Origin of the sequence: Bacillus multifaciens, from assembly GCF_030756675.1 — a bacterium.
GTDB classification, from domain to species: Bacteria; Bacillota; Bacilli; order Bacillales; family Bacillaceae_G; genus Bacillus_A; species Bacillus_A multifaciens.
On sequence record NZ_JAVBXD010000005.1, the window covers coordinates 62,318 to 84,717 of the forward strand.

Annotated in this window: 17 protein-coding genes and 1 pseudogene; all 18 read right to left on the minus strand. The window is 38.0% G+C overall.

The window, feature by feature from the left end; all coding sequences use genetic code 11:
• Nucleotides 1–189: 189 nt before the first annotated feature.
• Nucleotides 190–3,087, minus strand: a pseudogene (locus Q9306_RS05310) (PolC-type DNA polymerase III); the annotation flags it as partial.
• An 82-nt stretch (nt 3,088–3,169) separates the two neighbouring features.
• Nucleotides 3,170–4,867 carry a proline--tRNA ligase gene (locus Q9306_RS05315; RefSeq protein WP_306196049.1) on the minus strand — a complete coding sequence of 566 codons (1,698 nt, stop codon included), beginning with the start codon at nt 4,865–4,867 and terminating at the stop codon, nt 3,170–3,172.
• 15 nt (nt 4,868–4,882) lie between these two features.
• Nucleotides 4,883–6,139 (minus strand): RIP metalloprotease RseP, encoded by a 1,257-nt coding sequence (gene rseP / locus Q9306_RS05320; RefSeq protein WP_306196051.1) that lies wholly within the window; start codon nt 6,137–6,139, stop codon nt 4,883–4,885.
• 18 nt (nt 6,140–6,157) lie between these two features.
• Nucleotides 6,158–7,300: a 1-deoxy-D-xylulose-5-phosphate reductoisomerase gene (dxr, locus tag Q9306_RS05325; protein ID WP_306196053.1), complete on the minus strand. Its 1,143-nt coding sequence runs from the start codon at nt 7,298–7,300 to the stop codon at nt 6,158–6,160.
• A gap of 23 nt (nt 7,301–7,323) precedes the next feature.
• Entirely contained in the window at nt 7,324–8,112 is a 789-nt protein-coding gene (locus Q9306_RS05330; protein WP_306196055.1) for a phosphatidate cytidylyltransferase, read from the minus strand.
• A gap of 17 nt (nt 8,113–8,129) precedes the next feature.
• Entirely contained in the window at nt 8,130–8,906 is a 777-nt protein-coding gene (gene uppS / locus Q9306_RS05335; RefSeq protein WP_306196057.1) for an undecaprenyl pyrophosphate synthase, read from the minus strand.
• An 85-nt stretch (nt 8,907–8,991) separates the two neighbouring features.
• Nucleotides 8,992–9,549, minus strand: coding sequence for a ribosome recycling factor (frr, locus tag Q9306_RS05340; RefSeq protein ID WP_306196059.1), 558 nt, complete (start codon nt 9,547–9,549; stop codon nt 8,992–8,994).
• Between the two features lies 1 nt (nt 9,550).
• A complete protein-coding gene (gene pyrH / locus Q9306_RS05345; protein ID WP_098916212.1) occupies nt 9,551–10,273 on the minus strand; it encodes a UMP kinase in 723 nt (240 codons plus the stop codon).
• A 64-nt stretch (nt 10,274–10,337) separates the two neighbouring features.
• A complete protein-coding gene (gene tsf, locus Q9306_RS05350) occupies nt 10,338–11,225 on the minus strand; it encodes a translation elongation factor Ts (RefSeq protein ID WP_306196061.1) in 888 nt (295 codons plus the stop codon).
• An 80-nt stretch (nt 11,226–11,305) separates the two neighbouring features.
• Nucleotides 11,306–12,007, minus strand: coding sequence for a 30S ribosomal protein S2 (gene rpsB / locus Q9306_RS05355; RefSeq protein ID WP_090912758.1), 702 nt, complete (start codon nt 12,005–12,007; stop codon nt 11,306–11,308).
• 566 nt (nt 12,008–12,573) lie between these two features.
• Nucleotides 12,574–13,353, minus strand: coding sequence for a GTP-sensing pleiotropic transcriptional regulator CodY (gene codY, locus Q9306_RS05360; protein ID WP_020059163.1), 780 nt, complete (start codon nt 13,351–13,353; stop codon nt 12,574–12,576).
• Between the two features lie 76 nt (nt 13,354–13,429).
• On the minus strand, nt 13,430–14,827 hold the full coding sequence (gene hslU, locus Q9306_RS05365) for an ATP-dependent protease ATPase subunit HslU (protein WP_306196065.1): 1,398 nt from the start codon (nt 14,825–14,827) through the stop codon (nt 13,430–13,432).
• 22 nt (nt 14,828–14,849) lie between these two features.
• A complete protein-coding gene (gene hslV, locus Q9306_RS05370; protein ID WP_306196067.1) occupies nt 14,850–15,392 on the minus strand; it encodes an ATP-dependent protease subunit HslV in 543 nt (180 codons plus the stop codon).
• A 198-nt stretch (nt 15,393–15,590) separates the two neighbouring features.
• Nucleotides 15,591–16,496 (minus strand): tyrosine recombinase XerC, encoded by a 906-nt coding sequence (gene xerC, locus Q9306_RS05375; RefSeq protein WP_306196069.1) that lies wholly within the window; start codon nt 16,494–16,496, stop codon nt 15,591–15,593.
• 65 nt (nt 16,497–16,561) lie between these two features.
• The gene (gene trmFO / locus Q9306_RS05380; RefSeq protein WP_306196071.1) at nt 16,562–17,866 is read right to left on the minus strand and encodes an FADH(2)-oxidizing methylenetetrahydrofolate--tRNA-(uracil(54)-C(5))-methyltransferase TrmFO; all 1,305 of its coding nucleotides are present in this window, start codon (nt 17,864–17,866) and stop codon (nt 16,562–16,564) included.
• Nucleotides 17,867–17,917: 51 nt separating this feature from the next.
• Complete coding sequence (gene topA / locus Q9306_RS05385; protein WP_306196073.1) at nt 17,918–19,996, minus strand: type I DNA topoisomerase; 2,079 nt, start codon at nt 19,994–19,996, stop codon at nt 17,918–17,920.
• A 522-nt stretch (nt 19,997–20,518) separates the two neighbouring features.
• On the minus strand, nt 20,519–21,403 hold the full coding sequence (gene dprA, locus Q9306_RS05390; RefSeq protein ID WP_306196075.1) for a DNA-processing protein DprA: 885 nt from the start codon (nt 21,401–21,403) through the stop codon (nt 20,519–20,521).
• A gap of 89 nt (nt 21,404–21,492) precedes the next feature.
• Nucleotides 21,493–22,395 carry a succinate--CoA ligase subunit alpha gene (gene sucD, locus Q9306_RS05395; RefSeq protein ID WP_306196077.1) on the minus strand — a complete coding sequence of 301 codons (903 nt, stop codon included), beginning with the start codon at nt 22,393–22,395 and terminating at the stop codon, nt 21,493–21,495.
• Nucleotides 22,396–22,400 lie beyond the last annotated feature (5 nt).

The following is a 22,400-nucleotide window of genomic DNA, read 5'->3' on the forward strand; positions in this document are numbered from 1 at the left end:
CTTTACGTTAGGGTTAACTTCAGCCTACTTTAACGGGCTTCAAACGATGTTGATGTTTGCAATATCGCTATCGCTTGCCGTAGCTTCAGTGAGTGTGTTTCAGGACGTTACCCCATCATTCCACACTTTGGAATAGCAGTTCTACTAGCAGATGCTAGTGCTTAACCTTTTCAGTTAAGAACGTGTCGCACTCAAATCAATATCAGGAACCTTATCTCCTTTAAAACCAAGGAACGTTTCGAACGGAATATCATGACCGTCTTTTTTATATGCAGTTCCACAATTGGGACAATCTTTATCAGGTAAATCAAATCCCGAACCGACCGAACCATCATTAAAGAACTGAGATTGCTTACAATTTGGACAAACGTAATGCGGCGGCAAAGGATTTACCTCTGTAATTTCCATCATTGTCGCAACAAACGATGATCCAACTGAACCACGTGAACCAACAAGATAGCCATCAATAAGTGATTTCTTTACAAGCTTATGCGAAATCAAATAAATAACAGCAAATCCATGTCCAATAATACTTTTCAATTCTTTTTCCAGGCGTGCTTCTACAATTTCTGGAAGTTCATCTCCGTAAATACTTCGCGCCATTTCGTAACTCATATCACGCGTTTCATCATCTGCACCTTCAATTTTTGGAGTATAAAGGTCATCTTTTACAGGCTTTACTTCACCGATCATCGATGCGACTTTTTGCGTATTTGTTACAACAATTTCTTTTGCTTTTTCTTCGCCTAAGAAAGAGAAGCATTCTAACATTTCATCTGTTGTTCGGAAATACACAGGTGGCAATGAATGACGATTTAATGGATTCGCTCCGCCTTGCGAACTCACTAAAATTTTCCGATACATTGCATCTTCTGGATTTAAATAATGAACATTTCCTGTTCCAACAACAGGCTTATCTAACGTTTCACCTAACTTTACTAAGTTAGAAATAATTGTTTTTAATTGACCCTCATCACGAACGAGTTCAAGCTCTACCAAATGTCGCAACACTTCTGGCGGCATGACCTCAATGTAATCATAAAACTGAGCAATTTCCTCTACTTCTTCTGGTGCCTTTTGCATCATCGCTTCAAATACTTCACCTTTATCGCAAGCTGTACCGACCAAAATACCTTCGCGATACTTCTTTAATAAAGAACGCGGAATACGAGGTACACGGTAGAAATATTGAAGATGCGCGTAAGAAACAAGTTTATATAAATTTTTCAATCCTTCATCCGACGTTGCAAGAAGGGTCACATGACTTGGACGTCCACGTTTATACGCATCTCCTTGTCCCATACTGTCATTTAACTGATCGTGATATTCAAAGCCTTTTTCAATTACATTTTTCAGCATCTTCACAAGCAAATATCCAGTTGCTTCTGTATCATAAATCGCACGGTGATGTTGTGTTAATTCGATGTCAAGCTTTTTACATAACGTATTTAAACGATGGTTTTTCATCTCTGGAAATAAGAAACGAGCCAATTCTAACGTATCGATAACTGGGTTTTTCGTTTTTTCTAATCCACTTTTCTTAAATCCAACGTTTAAAAATCCCATATCAAAGCTTGCATTATGAGCAACAAGTGTATGATTCCCAATCCACTGTTCAAACTTTTTAAAGACTTCTTCTACTTCCGGTGCATCCGTAAGCATATCATCTGTAATACCCGTTAATTCAATGATTGTTGCTGATAACGGTTGATGTGGATTTGCAAAGGATTCAAAACGATCAATAATCTCTCCGCCCTTTATTTTCACAGCAGCAAGCTCAATAACGGTATCATATACAGCTGATAATCCTGTTGTTTCAACGTCAAATACAACATATGTTTCGTCTGCAAGTAATCGATGTTCCTCATTATAAGCAATTGGCACACCGTCATTCACAAGATTCGCTTCTACACCAAAAATCACTTTAATTCCTGCTTTTTTTCCAGCAGAATACGCTTCAGGAAAAGATTGCGCAACAGCATGATCTGTTACAGCTACCGCTTCATGTCCCCATTTTGCTGCTTGACTCACAAGTGCAGATGCAGATGTTACAGCATCCATTTGACTCATCGGCGTATGCATATGAAGCTCTACCCTTTTTTCACCTTCAGGCGCTTTATCTTTACGAGATGGTCCTGTTATTTCATTAATATCGTTTGCTATCATGACTAAATCCCGAACAAAAGTATCATTTTGAACGGATCCGCGTGCTTTCACCCACATTCCTTTTTTCAATGATTGTAAGAGTGGAATATCTTCTTTATCGCGTGAAAACATTTTAATCATAATGGAATCGGTGTAATCAGTTATCTTTAATGTCAATAACGTACGTCCGCTTCGCAGTTCTTTCGTTTCAACATGAAATACATAACCTTGTACTGTTTTTCTTCGTTCCTCGTCTTGAATTTCACGAAGTGCTGTAATTTCTTCATCAGGCTTAATGAGATAACCGAGGACAATCGGCCCTTCGTGTACAACATCACTTTCTTCCGCTTGTTTCTTGGCCATTTCTTCCATAGCTTGTATAACACGCTGACGATCCTCTTGCTGTGTTTGTTCACGAAACCTTTGAACTTCTTCTTCGTTTTGTTTTATATTTGTTTCTAGCTGAAAACGAGGAAATCCAAAAACTTCATATTGGTCTCCGACTGGCTTCGCAAGATTTTTCTTTAGCGTAGTAGATTCTAAATCATTATTCACATCAAGTAACAACTTCACTCCATTTACATGCGGAAGTTGCTTTTTTAAATACGCAAACATAGGCGAGAAAGTAATTCGCTCTGTACAGAGCGGCCAATACGCCTTGACCTCTTCTTCCGTAAATTGCTTATTCTCTGTTTCTAGTGAAAATGATGTTTTTGCAATATGAGAAAATGACTGCTTAAGCTGTGTTTCAAGCAATTCATATAATTCTGTTGGTAAAATACGTGGTACTTGTAAATCAAAATGCCAACTCTTATTTGCTTTATCAACAACTAACCTTTGAATGCCACCACCTTGTAAATATTGATTGATAAGGTCTTCAGGCATTTGTAACTGCTCAAGCAAAATCTGAAATCGCTCTTGTTGTTCGTTTGTTAATGACATAAGCAACCTCCTTCCATCTGCTATTATAAATTGAAACGCTCCACAAAGAAAGAGAAGGTACCTCACCTGGAGGTACCTCTTCTTATTTTAAAATATTTGCAATGTATGTGTGAAGTTCTTCGACTTTCACTTCTGCAGATTCATTTGTTGCACGTACTTTTACTTCAACAATGCCTTCATCAGCTTTTTTACCAACTGTTACTCGAACTGGAAGACCGAATAAATCTGCATCAGCAAATTTTACACCGGCACGCTCTGCACGGTCATCTAATAATACTTCATACCCTTGCTCTTTTAATGAACTGTATATATTTTCGCCCACTTCACGCTGTACATCAGATTTCATATTTACTGGAATCACGTGTACATGGAATGGTGCAACTGCTTTTGGCCATACTAAACCATTTTCATCATTAAATTGCTCAGCAATTGCCGCAACTGTACGAGATACACCTATTCCGTAGCAGCCCATGATGATCGGCTGTGTTTTACCGTTTTCATCTAAGAACGTTGCATTCATTGATTCACTATAACGAGTACCAAGCTTAAATACATGTCCCACTTCAATACCACGAGCAAAACGAATTGTTCCCTCGCCGTCTGGAGAAATGTCTCCTTCTTGAATAAAACGTAAATCTATATATTGACTTACTTTAAAGTCACGTTCTGGATTAACATTCACATAATGGAAACCTTCTTCATTTGCTCCGCAGCATCCATTTACGATTGCCTGCACTGCATGATCAGCAATGATTTCTACTTCCGCTGTGCCAATTGGACCTAATGAACCAACTTCACAGTTTAACAACTCTTTCACTTCTCCATGTGTTGCAAGTTCAACAACAGCAGCACCGTATAAGTTTTTCAACTTCACATCGTTTACTTCATGATCTCCGCGAACAAGTGCAACGATAAGCTTCTCGTCTACTTTAAAGACCATGGACTTAATACAATTTGTTGCTTCAATATTTAAGAACTCACATATTTCTTCAATTGCTTTTTGATCTGGCGTTGCTACTTTTTCAAGCGCTTTTTCTACTTCATCACTCTTTTCATAAGAAGCAATAACAGGTGCCATCTCAATATTTGCAGCATAGTCAGATGTATCAGAATATGCAATTGTATCTTCTCCTACATCTGATAATACCATAAATTCATGTGTATCTTTTCCGCCCATCGCTCCAGAATCAGCGATAACAGCTCGGAAATTTAAACCGCAACGTGTGAAAATATTAGAGTACGCTTGGAACAGACGGTTATATACTTCGTCTAAACTCTCTTGCGTTGCATGGAAAGAATATGCATCCTTCATTAAAAATTCTCTTCCGCGCAACAAACCAAAACGAGGTCTTTGCTCATCACGGAATTTTGTTTGAATTTGATAAAGTGTCAAAGGTAATTTCTTATATGACTTAATTTCGTCGCGTACAAGATCTGTAATCACCTCTTCATGCGTTGCCCCTAAAGCAAACTCACGATTATTACGATCATTCATACGCATTAATTCTGAACCATATGAATACCAGCGTCCAGATTCTTGCCATAATTCAGCTGCTTGAAGAGCTGGCATTAACAATTCTACAGCACCAGCTTTCTCCATTTCTTCACGAACAATATGTTCCACTTTATGCAGCACTTTCAGACCAAGCGGTAAAAAACTATATATGCCTGAAGCATTTTGACGCATAAATCCTGCGCGCAATAGAAGCTGATGACTTTTAATTTCCGCATCAGCCGGCACTTCACGCAGTGTAGGACTAAATATCATACTTTGTTTCATTCTATAGCACCTCTTTTATAAGAAAAACTTCCGTATATCATTCCATGTTACCACTAACATCAGTAACATTAATAAAGCAAAACCAATAAAGTGAACCATTCCTTCTTTTTGACGGTCAATCGGCTTCCCACGAAGCGCTTCAATTAAGAAGAAGAACAGGCGTCCTCCATCAAGTGCAGGAACCGGTAATAAGTTAAATAAACCAAGATTTATACTTAAAACAGCTGCTAAGTTCATAACACGAATCGTGCCATACTCTACAACTTGATCTGTTAAATTATAAATTCCTACTGGACCAGATAAATCGTTAATAGAAAAATGTCCTGTAACGAGCTGAATAAGTGAGACAAATATGAGTTTTGTCCATCTGTATGTTTCTTCAAACCCCGATTTGATTGAACCTAAAACTGATTTCTCAACAGGCGATTGTACACCGAGTCTACCAACTGTAACGTCGCCCTCTTTTTCAGCGGCTGGAGTTACTTGAATTGCTACTTTTTTACTATCACGTGTTATATCCATTGTAATTTCTTTTCCTGGATTTTCACGGACAATACTCGTAACATCTTTCCAACTATTTGTCGGCTTCTTATTAATCGACGTAATGATATCATCTTCGTGTAAGCCTGCTTTCTCTGCCACACTGCCAGATACAACTTTTCCAATCATCGGTTTATCAACTGGAATGCCCTGTACAAAACCTATAATTACAAAGATAACAAAGGCAAGCACGAAGTTCATAGCAGGACCAGCAACAATGGCAAGCGCTCGCTGTCCTAGTGTTTTTGAACCAAATTGCCGGTTAAACGGCGCAATTTGTGTCTCTTCCCCTGCGGAAACACAGCGAGCTTTCTCATGTACTCGAAATGTTTGTAACTCTTCTTCGTACTCTTCATATCCAGATATGGTCAACTTATGTTCCAAGTCAGCCTGTTCTACTTCAACGACACGAACATTTGGATATTTTTCACGATTATCTAAAACAATTTTCGTAACCTCTTCTTTTTCATTTAGAACAAGACCCACTTTTGTCCCAGGTTTTAGTTCAACTGTTTCTGGATCCTCTCCAGCCATTCGTACATAGCCGCCAAGCGGAAGTAAACGAATTGTATAAACTGTTTCATTTTTTTCAAACGAGTACAATTTTGGACCAAAACCGATGGCAAATTCACGACACAAAATGCCAGCACGTTTGGCAAAGTACAAATGTCCAAGTTCATGGAAAAATACAAGTGCACCGAAAATTAAAATAAAGGCAATCGCTGTATTCAATTCTCATAACCACCTTTGCTAAATTTGTTCCATCACAAACCGTCTTGTGGCAGCATCAATTTCCTGAATTTCTTCTAAGCTTGGACGCGCAATGACATTGTGATGGTGCATTGCTTTTTCAATGAGTTCTTCCACTGTTAAGAAACTGATTTTCTTTTGCAGAAAAGCTTCTACAGCAGCCTCATTAGCTGCATTCATCACAGTTGGCATACTTCCTCCCATTTTTCCAGCTTCATATGCAAATTGAAGACAGCGGAAACGCTCCATATCCATTGTTTGAAAATGTAACGTCCCAATTTCCCATAAATTCAGCTGTTTAGCGTTTGGAAGTGAAAAACGATCAGGGTAAGTAAGTGCATATTGAATTGGAACACGCATATCAGGTGTACCAAGCTGCGCCATTACACTGCGATCTTCAAACTCAACCATAGAGTGAATGATACTTTCTTTATGTAATACAACATCGATTTGCTCATAAGGAATATTAAAAAGCCAATGTGCTTCAATAACCTCTAATCCCTTATTCATCATTGTAGCAGAATCAATAGTAATTTTCGAACCCATAGACCAGTTTGGATGACGAAGTGCATCTTCTACTGTTACATGTTTAAGCTCATCCCTCGTTTTATCTCGGAAACTTCCACCTGATGCCGTTAAAATCAATCTAGAAATGCGCTTCTCATTTTCCCCATTCAAACATTGAAAAATAGCAGAATGTTCACTATCTACTGGAAGCAAAGGTACGTTATGTTTCTTGACAGCTTCCATAACTAAATGTCCTGCTGTTACTAATGTTTCTTTGTTTGCAATTGCTATCGCTTTTTTCGCTTCAATTGCACGTAATGTCGGTAATAATCCAACACTTCCAACAACGGCGTTTACAACTATTTCTGCATCTGGATGAAGCGCAACTGCAAGCAGCCCTTCATCTCCATATACGACTTTCGTATTTCCACAAACCGTCTGTAATTTCAAAGCATCTTCTTTCTGCTGTACAGAAACAATCTCAGGAGAAAATTCTTGAATCATCTGCTGAGCAAACTCAATATTTCTTCCAACAGAAAAAGCAACGAGACGGAATTTGTCCTGGTGCGTGCGCAATACATCTAATGTTTGCGTTCCAATTGATCCGCTTGCACCTAATAAACTAATGGTTTTCATTGCTTCTACTCCTCGTTCATTCATTAAATGAAATGTAAGAAATGTAATAGCGGTAATACAAATAGCCAACTATCCGTGCGATCGAGAATACCGCCATGTCCTGGCAAAATCGTACCCGAATCTTTCACACCGTAATGACGTTTAAATGCTGACTCTACTAAGTCTCCAATTTGGCCAAATACCGATATTGCAATTGTAACTGCAATAAGGACACCGATATTGGAATGGACTGGTAAAAATACATTATACACAAGCGCAACAACAATTCCACATAAAATGCCGCCGATAGAACCTTCTATCGTTTTATTTGGACTAATTTCCGGCCAAAGCTTTCGTTTTCCGATAGCTTTTCCGATAAAATAAGCGCCAGAATCCGTTGCCCAAATTACAAACAGCGCATAAAATACGTACTGAATTCCTGCAATACGCGTTTCATTTAAATAAAAGAAACCCATTGCGACATACGTTGTTGCCATTAATAAAAATGCAGCATTGTCAAAAGTAAATGTATTCTTAGAAAGGACCGTATATGATAAAAGTAATAAGACAATTACAAATGTAATTTCTCCTTTTGATAAACCTATTGTCTCAAATACGTCCGTTACATTACTTGGAACTAAACTAACCCATAACAATAATGCTGCTAAAATTGTTGGTACAGAAATAATTGTTAGTTTATTCATTCGAATTAATTCATATAATCCAACAGAAGCTAATGCATACACTAAAATTGTAAAAGGCACGCCACCGTAAAATACGATGGGGATGAATAGCGCGGCAGCAATCACTCCAGTAATTATTCTCTGTTTCACTACCAAACCCTCTCTTTCTACACGCCTCCAAATCTGCGACCTCTATTTTGGAAGTCAGTAATTGACTGTAATAAATGTTCCTCTGTAAAATCTGGCCAAAATACATCGGTAAAACAAAACTCTGTATAAGCAATTTGCCATAACATGAAATTACTTATACGAAGCTCACCGCTTGTCCGAATTAGCAAATCAGGATCAGGCAATGTTCTTGTCATTAAATACGAAGAAATCGTTTCTTCTGTTATGTCTTCAGAACGAAGTTTTCCTTCCTCACTATCCTTCACCATATTTTGTACAGCAGACACAATTTCATCACGACTTCCATAATTTAACGCAAAATTTAAAATTAACCCCGTGTTATCTTTTGTATCTTCAACTGCTTTTTCCATCGCTCTTCGCGTATGAGTTGGAAGGCGATCCTTTTGTCCAATCACACGTACTTGTACATTTTCTTCAACAAGTTCTGGTAAAAATGTACCTAGAAACTCTTCAGGAAGTTTCATTAAATAATCCACTTCTAATTTTGGTCTTTTCCAGTTCTCTGTAGAGAAGGCATAAAGAGTTAACACTTTGACACCGAGCTTACTGGCAAACTTCGTAATTTTCTTTACGACTTGCATCCCTTCATGATGACCTGCAATACGAGGCATCGCTCTTCTTTTCGCCCATCTTCCATTGCCGTCCATAATGATTGCAATATGTGCTGGAATTTCTCCTTTTTTTGCTTCTTCTACGAGATGATCAAACGACGCAATCTTATTGCCTTTTAAAAAAGGAAGTTTTCTAAACATCATTCAAACCCTCCAACGAGCAGGCATATGCCTAAAAGTGTAAAAAGACCCCCTTAAGAAGAGGGTCATATTTGCGAAAGTTTCGCGATTACACTTCCATAATTTCTTTTTCTTTGTTTTTTGTAACTTCGTCAACTTTTACGATATACTTATCTGTTTCTTTTTGGATATCTTCTGTATATCCTCTTAAGTCATCTTCTGTAATGTCGCCGTTCTTCTCAAGTTTTTTTAAATCATCATTTGCATCGCGGCGTACGTTACGAACAGCTACTTTTGCATCTTCAGAATATTTCTTCACAACTTTCACAAGTTCACGACGACGTTCTTCTGTTAACGCAGGGAATGCGATACGAATAACAGTACCATCATTAGAAGGATTTAACCCTAAATCAGCTTTTAAAATCGCCTTCTCAATATCACCGATAGATGTCTTATCATACGGTTGAATAACTAGTAAACGCGCTTCTGGAACTGTGATATTTGCTAATTGTACAACTGGCGTTGGTGCACCGTAGTAATCTACTTGTACTTTATCTAATACAGAAGCACTCGCACGACCTGCACGAACTGTTGAAAGTTCACGAGAATATGCTGCAACTGCTTTTTCCATTTTTTCTTTTGCATTTTTCATTACTTGTTGTGCCATTTTATTTCCCCCTTACAATTGTTCCGATATTTTCGCCGAGAACGGCACGCTTAATATTTCCTTCTTCCATAATTGAGAATACAATTAGTGGAATGTCATTGTCCATACATAAAGAAGAAGCTGTAGAATCCATTACACCTAAACCTTCTTTTAAGACATCTAAATATGTAAGTGACTCATATTTTGTTGCTGTTTCATCAACAGTTGGATCTGCACTATATACGCCATCTACATTATTTTTTGCCATTAAAATAACATCTGCCTCAATCTCAGCTGCACGTAATGCCGCTGTTGTATCAGTAGAGAAGTAAGGGTTACCTGTACCTGCTGCAAAAATTACAACACGTTTTTTCTCTAAGTGACGATTTGCTTTACGACGAATGTAAGGTTCTGCTACTTGGCGCATTTCAATTGAAGTTTGCACACGTGTTTGAACTCCTAAATTTTCTAAGCTATCTTGAAGAGCTAAGGAATTCATTACTGTTGCTAACATGCCCATGTAGTCTGCTGTTGCACGATCCATTCCCATCTCGCTTCCGATTTTCCCACGCCAAATGTTACCGCCACCAACAACGACTGCAACTTCTACATCAAGCTCAGCAATTTCTTTTACTTGCTGTGCAACAGATTTAATAACAGATGGGTTAATTCCAAACCCTTTATCTCCAGCTAAAGCTTCACCGCTTAGCTTTAATACAACACGATCATATTTTGGCTTACTCATAATGAACCTCCAGTACTGCATCTTTATTTTAAAAAAGGGAACACAATGTGTCCCCCAATCTTTATTAGTTGTTACCTTTTACTTGGTTCATTACTTCTTCAGCGAAGTTGTCTTCGCGTTTTTCGATACCTTCACCAACAGCGTAGCGAACGAATCCTTTTAATGTTCCGCCTTTAGACTCAACGAACTGACGAACTTTCATATCAGGGTTTTTAACGAATGCTTGGTCAAGTAAGCAAATCTCTTCGAAGAATTTGCCAAGACGACCTTCAACCATTTTCGCAACGATTTTTTCTGGCTTTCCTTCGTTTAAAGCTTGTTGTGTTAATACTTGACGCTCATGCTCAACTTCTTCAGCTGTTACAGCATCGCGGTCGATGTATTTAGGATTAACTGCTGCAATGTGCATTGCTACATCTTTAGCAGCTGCTTCATCTGTAGAACCTTCAAGAACTGTTAATACACCAATGCGTCCACCCATGTGTAGGTAAGCACCGAATGCATCTGCATCAGTTTTTGATACGATTTCGAAACGACGAAGTGTAAGTTTTTCACCAATTTTAGCGATTGCTTCGTTGATGTGCTCTTCTACTGTTTTGCCGCTTGAAATTGTTTGAGCCATAGCTTCTTCAATGTTAGCAGGTTTATTAGCTAATAAGTGAGCAGCTAATTCTTTAATTAATGCTTGGAAACCTTCGTTTTTCGCAACGAAATCAGTTTCAGAGTTTAATTCTAAGATTAAAGCGTCGTTACCGTTTGCTTCAATGTAAGTTAAACCTTCAGCAGCAATGCGATCTGCTTTTTTCGCAGCTTTCGCAATACCTTTCTCACGTAGGAAGTCAATTGCTTTCTCCATGTCACCGTTAGTTTCTGTTAGCGCTTTTTTGCAATCCATCATACCTGCGCCAGTTTTTTCGCGAAGTTCTTTTACCATTTGTGCAGTAATTGCCATGCTTTTCATCCTCCTAAAATATGTATATACCTTAAAAAAGGTGATAAAAGGCCTACCCCCTTATCACCTTTCTAAATTTGTTACGCAGTAACAGTTTCTTCACCTTGTTTTGCTTCAAGGATCGCGTCTGCCATTTTAGATGTAAGAAGTTTTACAGCACGAATTGCATCATCGTTTGCTGGGATTACATGATCGATTTCATCTGGATCACAGTTTGTATCAACGATACCGATGATTGGAATGTTTAATTTGCGTGCTTCAGCAACAGCGATACGCTCTTTACGAGGGTCTACTACGAATAATGCATCCGGAAGACCTTTCATATCTTTAATGCCGCCTAAGAATTTTTCAAGACGCTCTAATTCTTTCTTAAGTTGTACAACTTCTTTCTTAGGAAGTACTTCGAAAGTGCCATCTTCTTGCATTCTTTCGATGTCTTTAAGGCGTTTAATACGTTTTTGAATTGTTTGGAAGTTTGTTAACGTACCACCTAACCAACGTTGGTTAACGAAGTACATACCAGCGCGAGTTGCTTCTTCTTTAATAGCATCTTGTGCTTGTTTTTTTGTACCTACGAATAATACGTTACCGCCGTTAGCAGCGATGTCTCTCATTACGTTGAATGCTTCTTCAACTTTTTTCACAGTTTTTTGTAAGTCGATGATATAGATACCGTTACGCTCTGTGAAAATGTAACGTTTCATTTTTGGGTTCCAACGACGAGTTTGATGTCCGAAGTGAACACCAGCTTCAAGCAATTGCTTCATAGAAATTACTGACATAATTTAGTTCCTCCTAAATGGTTTTTGATATCCTCCGTTCACTTCATCTTTAAGCGAAACTACAAGCGTAGCACCAACACTTAAATCAATGAACGTGTGTACTTTGTACTGACACCACTGACAACTATATCACAACAAAATATCACAATCAAGTCGAAAATACATACATTATCAAACTTTCTTTTCCATTGCTCTTTTTTGCTATGAAATCATTACTCGCTCTTTATAACATTCCCATTTTTCATTCTTTTTACGCTAGTATTCCACTGAAAAAGAATAGTTTTATGTCGATTTTTAAATTGGGATTTATGTATGAATCCCTTTTGATTTTTCAACATAGAGATTACTGCTATGAAAAAAAGAACCTGCACTCACTTACTCTCTCTGGTTTTCACTGCGCACGTGGCAGAAAAAAAGCCCTGACCACTTCTATGCACGGCCAGTTCCTCTCTCCCACCCCTAAAAAAGGGTTTTATATCCGTTTTTCAACTTGTATTTATATATGCTACTCCTACTAATAAAAAAGCTCTTCTGCACTACACAGAAGAGCTCTTAGTCTATTGAAATTAGTTTGTTTTTAGTTTCGCAAGCTCATGTAAAAACTTGTCATTTAATACTTTAATGTATGTTCCTTTCATACCTAAAGAACGAGATTCAATTACACCAGCACTTTCTAACTTACGAAGTGCGTTTACAATTACAGAACGTGTAATACCTACACGATCAGCAATTTTACTTGCAACAAGTAAACCTTCTGTTCCATTTAACTCTTCGAAAATATGTTCAATCGCTTCTAGTTCACTGTATGATAATGAGCTAATTGCCATTTGTACAACCGCTTTACTACGAGCTTCTTCTTCAATTTCTTCCGCTTTTTCACGTAGAATTTCCATACCTACTACAGTAGAACTATATTCAGCAAGAATTAAATCATCATCTAAAAACTCTTGACCAAGACGCGCTAATACTAATGTACCTAGACGCTCACCACCACCAACGATTGGTACGATAGTTGTTAAACCTTGACCAAATAATTCTCTGTTTTCTACAGGGAACGCTGTATACTCACTGTTTACTTCTAAGTTTGGAGATGTTTCAGTTACATTGAATAAGTTCTTTGTATATTCTTCTGGGAACTGACGCTCAGCAAGCATTTGTTTCATGCGCTCGTTTTCGATTTGTTGGTGAATTGCATATCCTAATAATTTTCCGCGACGACTTACAATAAACACGTTCGCTTCAATTACTTCACACATCGTGTCAGCCATTTCTCTAAAGTTTACTGGTTTTCCTGCTGCGCTCTGTAATAACGCATTTAATTTTCTTGTTTTTGCTAATAATTCCATTTCTAAATTTCCTCCTACACATTATTCACATAGTTTTAATCACTTGGAAACTAGGGCGAGTCACCTGATGATACTATTACAAAATAAACTGGCTCACATCTTTATTTTTAGCAATCGTCGCTAATTTTTCCTCTACATACTGAGGTGTTATCGTTACCTTTTCTAACGTAATTTCAGATGCTTCAAACGATAAATCTTCAAGAAGTTTTTCCATAATGGTATGGAGCCTTCTTGCTCCAATATTATCTGTGTCTTGATTGACTTGATAGGCAATCTCGGCAATCTTACGAATAGCTTCGTCAGAAAATTCAATTTCTATACCTTCAGTTTCCAATAATGCTATATATTGTTTTACTAAAGCATTATCTGGTTCTACAAGAATTTTCACAAAATCGTCAGCTGACAATTTTGTCAACTCTACGCGAATCGGGAATCTTCCTTGCAGTTCCGGAATTAAATCTGACGGCTTTGACATATGAAAAGCGCCCGCTGCAATGAATAAAACATAATCCGTTCTTATCGGTCCATATTTTGTCACAACAGTCGATCCTTCCACAATTGGTAAGATGTCTCGCTGCACGCCTTCACGTGATACATCAACACTATTCGATTGCTTACCAGCAATTTTGTCAATCTCATCAATAAAAATAATCCCAAGCTGTTCAGCACGATAAACGGCTTCTTGTGTAACTTCATCCATATCAATTAAGCGCTGTGCCTCTTCATTTGTCAAGACTTTTCTTGCTTCTTTTACAGAAAGTTTACGTTTTTTCGTTTTTTTCGGCATAAAACTTCCAAGTGCATCTTGAAAATTCATGCCCATCTGTTCCATTCCTGTACCTTGGAGCATATCGAACATAGATGATTGCTGCTCTGTCACTTCAATTGTAATCAATTCATCTTCGAGTAAACCAGCAGCAAGCTGTTTTTCTACTTCTTTTCGTTTTTGCTCCACTTCTCCCTCATCCTGCTTTTCCGATGTTGGAGCGGTGTTTTGATTTTGATATCCGCCAAACAACATTTCTAACGGATTTTTAAATCCTGATTCTTTTTGTTTATGCGGTACTAAAATTTCAACAATTCGTTGATTAGCTTGCTCTTCCGCTTTGTCTTTAACATGAATCATTTTTTCTTCTTTTACAATTCGAACGGAAGTCTCTACAAGATCACGAACCATAGATTCAACATCACGACCAACATAGCCTACTTCTGTGAATTTTGTTGCCTCTACTTTAATAAAAGGAGCACCAACAAGCTTTGCAATACGACGAGCCACTTCTGTTTTTCCGACCCCTGTCGGTCCAATCATTAAAATGTTTTTTGGTGCAATTTCATCGCGAAGTCCTTCCGCCAATTTACTGCGGCGATAACGATTTCTAAGTGCCACTGCAACTGCTTTTTTCGCATCTTTTTGACCAATAATATATTGATCTAATTTTTCTACAATTTGTCGCGGAGTAAAATGTAAATGCATTTAAAATGCCTCCCTTACAGTTCTACAGTTCTTCCACAATAATATTTTCATTTGTATATACACAAATATTACTAGCGATTTCTAAACTTGCCTTCGCAATTTCTTTTGCCGTGAAATGGGAACCTGCATGTAATTTTAAAGCGCGTCCTGCTGCAAGTGCATAATGCCCGCCAGAACCAATCGCTAAAATGCCATCATCAGGTTCAATCACTTCACCCGTTCCTGAAACAAGCAAAAGCGTATTTTTATCCATAACAATTAACATTGCCTCTAGTTGGCGAAGCATCTTATCTCCCCGCCACTGCTTTGCCATTTCTACCGCAGCTCGCTGTAAATTACCATTGTATTCCTCAAGCTTTCCTTCAAACATCTCAAATAGTGTAAAAGCATCAGCCACAGAACCTGCAAAACCAGCTAATACTTTGCCATGAAATAATTTTCGAACTTTACGAGCTGTATGCTTCATAACAACAGCATTCCCAAGCGTAACTTGCCCGTCACCAGCCATTGCACATTCTCCATTATGGTGAATCGCAAATATCGTTGTAGCATGGAAGTTTCCCATAGAAAAAAACTCCTTTATTTGTATTTATCCTGCTGCTAACAGGCACTTAGACTCCAACCTCAAAATTCTGACAAATCAAAAAGGTACTTTGGAGTTAACTACCCGCAAGAGCTCGATCGGTACAACTAACTATTATTGAGAAAGAAAAAGAATCTCCTCCACTAATAGTAGTTTCACTTTATAACTTTTAAAAGCAATTTATGCGCGAGGATGGTGCATCATGTAAACCGAGCGTAATCTTTCTTTTGAGACGTGCGTATAAATTTGTGTCGCCGATAAATTTTCATGTCCTAATAATTCTTGTATAGCCCTTAAATCCGCCCCTTCATTTAACATATGGGTTGCAAATGTATGTCTTAACATATGCGGACTTATACGCATTGTAAGGGATGTTTTTTTTATTAGTTCATTTAAAATATATCGAACCCCTCGATCAGTTAGCGGTGTGCCTTTCGCATTTAAAAACACCATTTGAGAGTGTTCTTGCGATTTTTTCTCCAGTTGTTTTCTCCCATTTTCTATGTAGGTTAGTAAAGCATCTTGTGCATAACTACCAAAGGGAACATAGCGTTGTTTCTTTCCTTTTCCCATCACCAAAATCGTACCTGTTGAAAAGTCAATATCCGTAAGCTGAAGCTTCACGAATTCACTTACACGAATACCCGTCGCATACATAAGTTCCAATAAAGCTTGATCTCGTTGCCCTAGTGGTTTAGAAGTATCCGAAACTTCAAACAACTTTTCTAACTCTTCATTGTACAAAAATTTTGGAATTGACCCTTCTTTTTTTGGGAGCGCGGCAAGTGCAAATGGATTATCTTCCCGATATCCTTCACGCATCAAGAAGCGATACAGACTTCGCAAACTCGAGATTTTTCGCGCTACAGACTTCCTTGCTAACTTTTCATTATGCAAAGTCGTTAAATATAAACGAACATCAGTATACGTAACATCCTCAAAAGTCAAAATACCTTCTCGCTTCATAAATTGTATAAAATGTTCTATATCGTTTTGATAACTTGCAATTGTATATTTTGAATAATTTCTTTCAATTTGTAAATATCCGACGAATAATTGTAACATTTTATTCACATCTTCATTCATAATCTTCACCTCAATAAAGGCTACTAAATCGTATCACAATTTAGTAGCCTTTGCAAGAAATTTGACTAAATATTTACAAAATTTTGAATTGTTTCTAAAGCGCGATTTGCATATGCTTCATTACGTTCTTGCTTCTTTTTAATTTTCTTTTCTAACGGTGCAAATAGCCCGAAATTCGCGTTCATCGGCTGGAAGTTCTTCGCATTCGTCGTTGTAATGTAATTCGCCATACTCCCCATTGCTGTTACTGCTGGTAAAACAACTAGTTCTTCACCTTTCGCAAGCCGCGCTGCATTTACACCTGCTAATAAGCCCGAAGCAGCTGATTCTACATATCCCTCTACCCCAGTCATTTGTCCTGCAAAGAATAAATCGTCGCGATTTTTATATTGGTACGTTGGACGAAGTAATTTCGGTGAATTAATAAACGTATTACGATGCATCACACCGTAACGTACGATTTCTGCATTTTCTAATCCTGGAATCAATTGTAACACTTCTTTTTGCGGCCCCCACTTTAAGTGTGTTTGGAATCCAACAATATTGTACAACGTTCCTGCTGCATCATCTTGACGTAATTGCACAACGGCATACGGTGTTTTCCCTGTTTTCGGATCTTCTAATCCGACTGGCTTCATCGGTCCAAACACTAACGTTTGTCGACCACGACTTGCCATGACTTCTACCGGCATACACCCTTCAAAGAAAACTTCCTTCTCAAACTCTTTTAATGGCACTGTTTCTGCAGCAATTAACGCATCATAAAAGCGGTTGAATTCTTCCTCTGTCATCGGACAGTTTAAATATGCTGCCTCCCCTTTATCATAACGGGATTTTAAATACACCTTCTCCATATCAATGCTATCTTTTTCTACAATTGGCGCTGCTGCATCATAGAAGTAAAAATAATCCTCACCTGTTAGCTCTTTTAGTTGCGCCGCTAGATTTGATGAAGTTAAAGGACCTGTTGCAATTACAGTAGGCCCTTCTGGGATTTCTGTAATTTCTTCATTGATTACCGTTACGTTCGGGTGATTTTTCACATATTCCGTTACTTTAGCCGCAAATTCATGGCGATCTACAGCAAGCGCACCGCCTGCTGGTACTGAACATTCGTCTGCTGCGCGAATAATAACAGAATCCATACGACGCATTTCTTCTTTAATTACACCAACCGCATTTGTTAATGTATTTGCACGAAGCGAGTTACTGCATACAAGCTCAGCAAATTTATCTGTATGATGAGCTGGTGTTTGTTTTACTGGACGCATTTCATATAACCTTACTTGAACACCGCGTTTTGCGATTTGATAAGCTGCTTCACTTCCTGCGAGTCCTGCACCAATTACGTTTACTACTTGTGTTGTCATGTATATCACCTTTCTTTTTGCATTTCCCGAAAAAAATGTGAGCTGTTAGGCTCACATTTGTTGTTCTTCTTCATAATCACAAGAAATACACTGTACTTGAACACCTTTTTTCAACTTCTTCTCAACGAGCATCCCTTCACACTTTGGACATTTTCGACCAATTGGTTTATCCCAAGAAACAAAGTCACACTCTGGATATGTCCCACAGCCGTAAAAAAGACGTTTCTTTTTGTTGCTTCGTCGTTCAATAATTTGACCTTCATCACATTTCGGACATGTAACACCAATTTCTTTTACAATCGGTTTTGTATTTCGGCAATCTGGGAAATTAGAACATGCCATGAACTTTCCGAATTTCCCCATTTTGAAGACCATTGGATTACCGCACAGTTCACAGTCTTCTCCAGCCGGTTCATCTTTAATTTCTACTTCGCGCATTTCTTTCTCCGCTTTTTCTAAACGCGGTTCAAACTCTTTGTAGAAATCATCAATAATTTGCACCCAATTTGCTTTCCCTTCTTCCACTTCATCAAGATTTCGCTCCATATTAGCTGTAAACTCGATATTAATAATTTCAGGGAAAAACTCTAAAATAAGTTCGGTTACAATTTCACCAAGTTCAGTCGGAACAAATCGCTTATTGTCTAACCCTACATACCCACGTTTTTGAATTGTTTCTAGCGTCGGTACATATGTAGATGGTCTACCAATTCCGAGTTCTTCTAACGTTTTTACTAAACGTGCCTCTGTATAACGTGGTGGCGGCTGCGTAAAGTGTTGTTTCGGTTCGACATCCTTAGAGAAGACCGTCTCTCCTATTTCTAAGGCCGGTAACATTTTATCCTTCTCTTCTGTACCGTCATCTTTTGATTCTACATACACCTTCATAAAGCCCGGAAATTTGACAACAGATCCATGCGCACGAAATTGAACAGAATTATTTACAAGTGTTGCTGTAACGGTATCCATTATAGCTGCTGCCATTTGACTTGCAACAAATCGCTCCCAAATCAGTTTATATAAACGATATTGGTCACGACTCAAGTAACTTTTTAGTTCGTCTGGCTTACGCAAAATAGATGATGGACGAATCGCTTCATGTGCATCTTGTGCGTTTGCTTTTTTCGTTTCTTTCTTTTTTTGTGCTCCGATGTAGTCTGCACCGAATGCTTCTTCAATATAAGAACGCGCTTCTTGTTGTGCTGTTTCTGAAATTCTCGTTGAATCCGTTCTCATATATGTAATTAAACCAACTGTTCCTTGCTTTCCGATATCAATACCCTCATAAAGCTGCTGCGCAAGCATCATTGTTTTCTTTGCTCGCATATTTAATTTTCTCGCAGCTTCTTGTTGCAGAGAAGATGTCGTAAATGGTAATGCTGAATTACGTCTCCGTTCTTTTTTCGTTACATTTTCAACTGAAAAAGCATTTTCCTGCATTTTTTCAATGATTTCATTTACTTCTTGTTCATTTGTTAATTCTACTTTTCCCCCGTTTATCCCATAAAAGGATGCTTCAAACATCTCTTTCCCTTTTACAAATTCAGTTTTAATTGTCCAGAATTCTTCTGGTATGAACGCTTGAATTTCTTTTTCGCGTTCTAAAATTAACCGAACTGCAACAGACTGCACACGACCTGCACTTAACCCTTTTTTTACTTTCTTCCATAATAAAGGACTAATATTATAACCAACAAGTCTATCAAGCACACGTCTTGCTTGCTGTGCATCCACTAAATCCATATTAATCGCACGAGGATATTTAAAAGATTCTTTAATAGCATCTTTTGTAATTTCATTGAACACAACACGGCAATCTGATTCTATATCTACGTTCAACGTATTAGCTAAGTGCCAAGCAATCGCTTCTCCTTCGCGATCCGGATCGGCTGCGAGATAAACTTTTTTCGCTTTTTTCGCCGCTGTCTTCAACTCTTTTAAAACAGGCCCTTTACCACGAATGGTAATGTATTTCGGGGTGAAGTTATTCTTCACATCTATCCCCGTTTGGCTTTTAGGTAAATCGCGAACATGGCCCATAGACGCGACTACTTTGTATTTTTTCCCTAAATATTTTTCAATAGTTTTCGCCTTAGAAGGCGACTCCACGATTACAAGGTAATCTGACATGCTAGTGCCTCCTTAAGAGGTGGATTCAAGTCTTCATCTTTATTCATCTTCCGAAAGTTTCTAAAACCTTTTTGGAAGGATTACTGACTAATATTATTGATTTCCCTCATTTTTGTCAATCAACAATGAATATAACATACAGTGACTATCTACTATTTGTCAATAATTGTTTAATAAAAAACATGAAATATACTGTATAAATCTAAATTTAAAAGCAATTTAAGACCAATTTAAAACCCACTCTTTTTAGGTGGGCGAGAGCGGCTGGCCGCGCATAGTAGCGGTCAGGGCCCTTTTCTGCCACGGGCGCGGTTTAAATCACAAGGTAGTAAGCGGGTGCGCGTTTTGTTTTATTTTACATGGCAAGGATATTTAGATTACTTTAGAAATTTTAATTGAGATAACGAATGAAAATCCTCTTTCTTTTTAAGCTGGTACAAGAGCGTCTGGCCGTGCATAGTAGCGGCTAGGCTTTTATGCCACATGCGCAGTTTATAACACAAGGTAGAAGGCAGGAGCGCTTTATGGATTCATTTTATAATTTGAAAGTTCTTCTATCACATCTTCGGCACATTGAACTAATTTTGCTCCTTGTTGGATGAGCTGATTCGTTCCAAACGCACTCTCAATATAATTAGGTCCCGGCATCGCAAATACTTCTCTATTTTGTTCTAAGGCGCAATCTGCTGTTATAAGAGAACCACTCCGCGCTTTCGCTTCTACTACGAGAACCCCTTGACAAAGTCCACTTATAATACGGTTTCGCCTCGGAAAGTACCATTTTTGCGGCGCGTAATGCGGGGGATACTCTGTTACGAGCAATATTTGGTCTTTCCATTTTTCATAAAAACTTTGATTCTTTTTTGGATACATATATTTTAGGCCATGCCCTAACACTGCAATCGTCATAAAAGGGTGTTCTACTGCAATTTCATGAGCGATTGTATCAATACCATTTGCAAAACCACTCACAATGAGCCAATCATCGTTTATAAGCGGTTGTAAAATAGATTGTATGCTTCCTTTACCGTATAAAGAAGGATTTCTCGTTCCAACAACTGCTATTTTTTTTGACCATTGTAATAATTCTTTCTTCCCCTTTCCATATAAAACATATGGTGGATCAGGGATTTCTCGTAATAAACTTGGATAGTCATCATCCCATATTGTCATGTAGAAAACGTGTTCTTCTTGTAATTGTTGGATGTAAATAGAAGGCGATGTTTTTTGAAGATAAGAAACAAGTGCAGAGGCTTTTTGTATAGATAACCCAAGGTATTTTTCAATTTGAGGAGCTTGAAAAGAATAAATATTCGATAACTGAGGATCAATAACTAATAAACGCTTCAGTACTTTCCACTGATCTGCCAAGAAGTAGTGCAGATGTAACAATCTTTCACGTTTCATTCTCATTCTCCTTACCCATAATTTTAATTATGTTAACTACAAAAGGGATAAAAGACACCCTCTTTTACAGAAGGTGTCTTTTAAAATAATTAATAATTTTTACAAGTTTCAAATAAGCCTTTTTCTTTTAAAACAGAAATTAAAGTTTCACCCATAACAGCTGGTGTTTCAGCAACTTTAATACCGCATGCTTCCATTGTTTTAATCTTTTCAGCAGCTGTACCTTTGCCACCAGAAATAATCGCACCAGCATGGCCCATACGCTTCCCTGGAGGTGCTGTTTGACCACCAATAAAGCCGACAACAGGTTTTGTCATATTCGCTTTTACCCATTCAGCAGCTTCTTCTTCTGCCGTTCCACCGATTTCACCAATCATAATAACAGCATGTGTCTCGTCATCTTCATTGAATGCTTTCAAAGCATCGATGAAGTTTGTACCATTAACAGGGTCACCGCCGATACCAACTGCAGTTGATTGACCGATTCCTTCTTGTGTTAATTGATGTACAGCTTCATAAGTTAACGTACCTGAACGAGATACGATACCTACATGACCTTTTTTATGAATGTATCCTGGCATAATACCAATCTTACACTCATCTGGCGTAATAACACCTGGACAGTTTGGTCCAAGAAGACGTGTCTTTTTGCCATCCATATATTTTTTAACATTTACCATATCTAATACAGGAATACCTTCTGTAATACATACTACTAAATCAAGTTCTGCATCAACAGCTTCCATAATTGCATCTGCAGCAAAAGCAGGTGGAACGTATACAACAGAAGCGTTTGCACCTGTCGCTTTTACAGCGTCTTCTACTGTATTAAATACTGGTACACCTTCGATTTCAGTGCCACCTTTACCAGGCGTTACACCACCGACAATTTTCGTACCGTATTCAATCATTTGTTTTGTATGGAATAAACCTTGAGAACCTGTAATACCTTGTACAATAACTTTTGTATCTTTATTAACTAATACGCTCATTTCTT

What these genes read in the sequence shown, in the direction of transcription:
- xerC (WP_306196069.1), bottom strand. Translation starts at nt 16,496, where the DNA reads ATGAATGAAGATGTGAATAAAATGTTACAATTATTCGTCGGATATTTA.
- dxr (WP_306196053.1), bottom strand. Translation starts at nt 7,300, where the DNA reads ATGAAAACCATTAGTTTATTAGGTGCAAGCGGATCAATTGGAACGCAA.
- pyrH (WP_098916212.1), bottom strand. Translation starts at nt 10,273, where the DNA reads ATGAGTAAGCCAAAATATGATCGTGTTGTATTAAAGCTAAGCGGTGAA.
- rpsB (WP_090912758.1), bottom strand. Translation starts at nt 12,007, where the DNA reads ATGTCAGTAATTTCTATGAAGCAATTGCTTGAAGCTGGTGTTCACTTC.
- Q9306_RS05315 (WP_306196049.1), bottom strand. Translation starts at nt 4,867, where the DNA reads ATGAAACAAAGTATGATATTTAGTCCTACACTGCGTGAAGTGCCGGCT.
- tsf (WP_306196061.1), bottom strand. Translation starts at nt 11,225, where the DNA reads ATGGCAATTACTGCACAAATGGTAAAAGAACTTCGCGAAAAAACTGGC.
- uppS (WP_306196057.1), bottom strand. Translation starts at nt 8,906, where the DNA reads ATGATGTTTAGAAAACTTCCTTTTTTAAAAGGCAATAAGATTGCGTCG.
- sucD (WP_306196077.1), bottom strand. Translation starts at nt 22,395, where the DNA reads ATGAGCGTATTAGTTAATAAAGATACAAAAGTTATTGTACAAGGTATT.
- dprA (WP_306196075.1), bottom strand. Translation starts at nt 21,403, where the DNA reads ATGAAACGTGAAAGATTGTTACATCTGCACTACTTCTTGGCAGATCAG.
- topA (WP_306196073.1), bottom strand. Translation starts at nt 19,996, where the DNA reads ATGTCAGATTACCTTGTAATCGTGGAGTCGCCTTCTAAGGCGAAAACT.
- hslV (WP_306196067.1), bottom strand. Translation starts at nt 15,392, where the DNA reads ATGGGAAACTTCCATGCTACAACGATATTTGCGATTCACCATAATGGA.
- hslU (WP_306196065.1), bottom strand. Translation starts at nt 14,827, where the DNA reads ATGCATTTACATTTTACTCCGCGACAAATTGTAGAAAAATTAGATCAA.
- frr (WP_306196059.1), bottom strand. Translation starts at nt 9,549, where the DNA reads ATGGCACAACAAGTAATGAAAAATGCAAAAGAAAAAATGGAAAAAGCA.
- codY (WP_020059163.1), bottom strand. Translation starts at nt 13,353, where the DNA reads ATGGAATTATTAGCAAAAACAAGAAAATTAAATGCGTTATTACAGAGC.
- trmFO (WP_306196071.1), bottom strand. Translation starts at nt 17,866, where the DNA reads ATGACAACACAAGTAGTAAACGTAATTGGTGCAGGACTCGCAGGAAGT.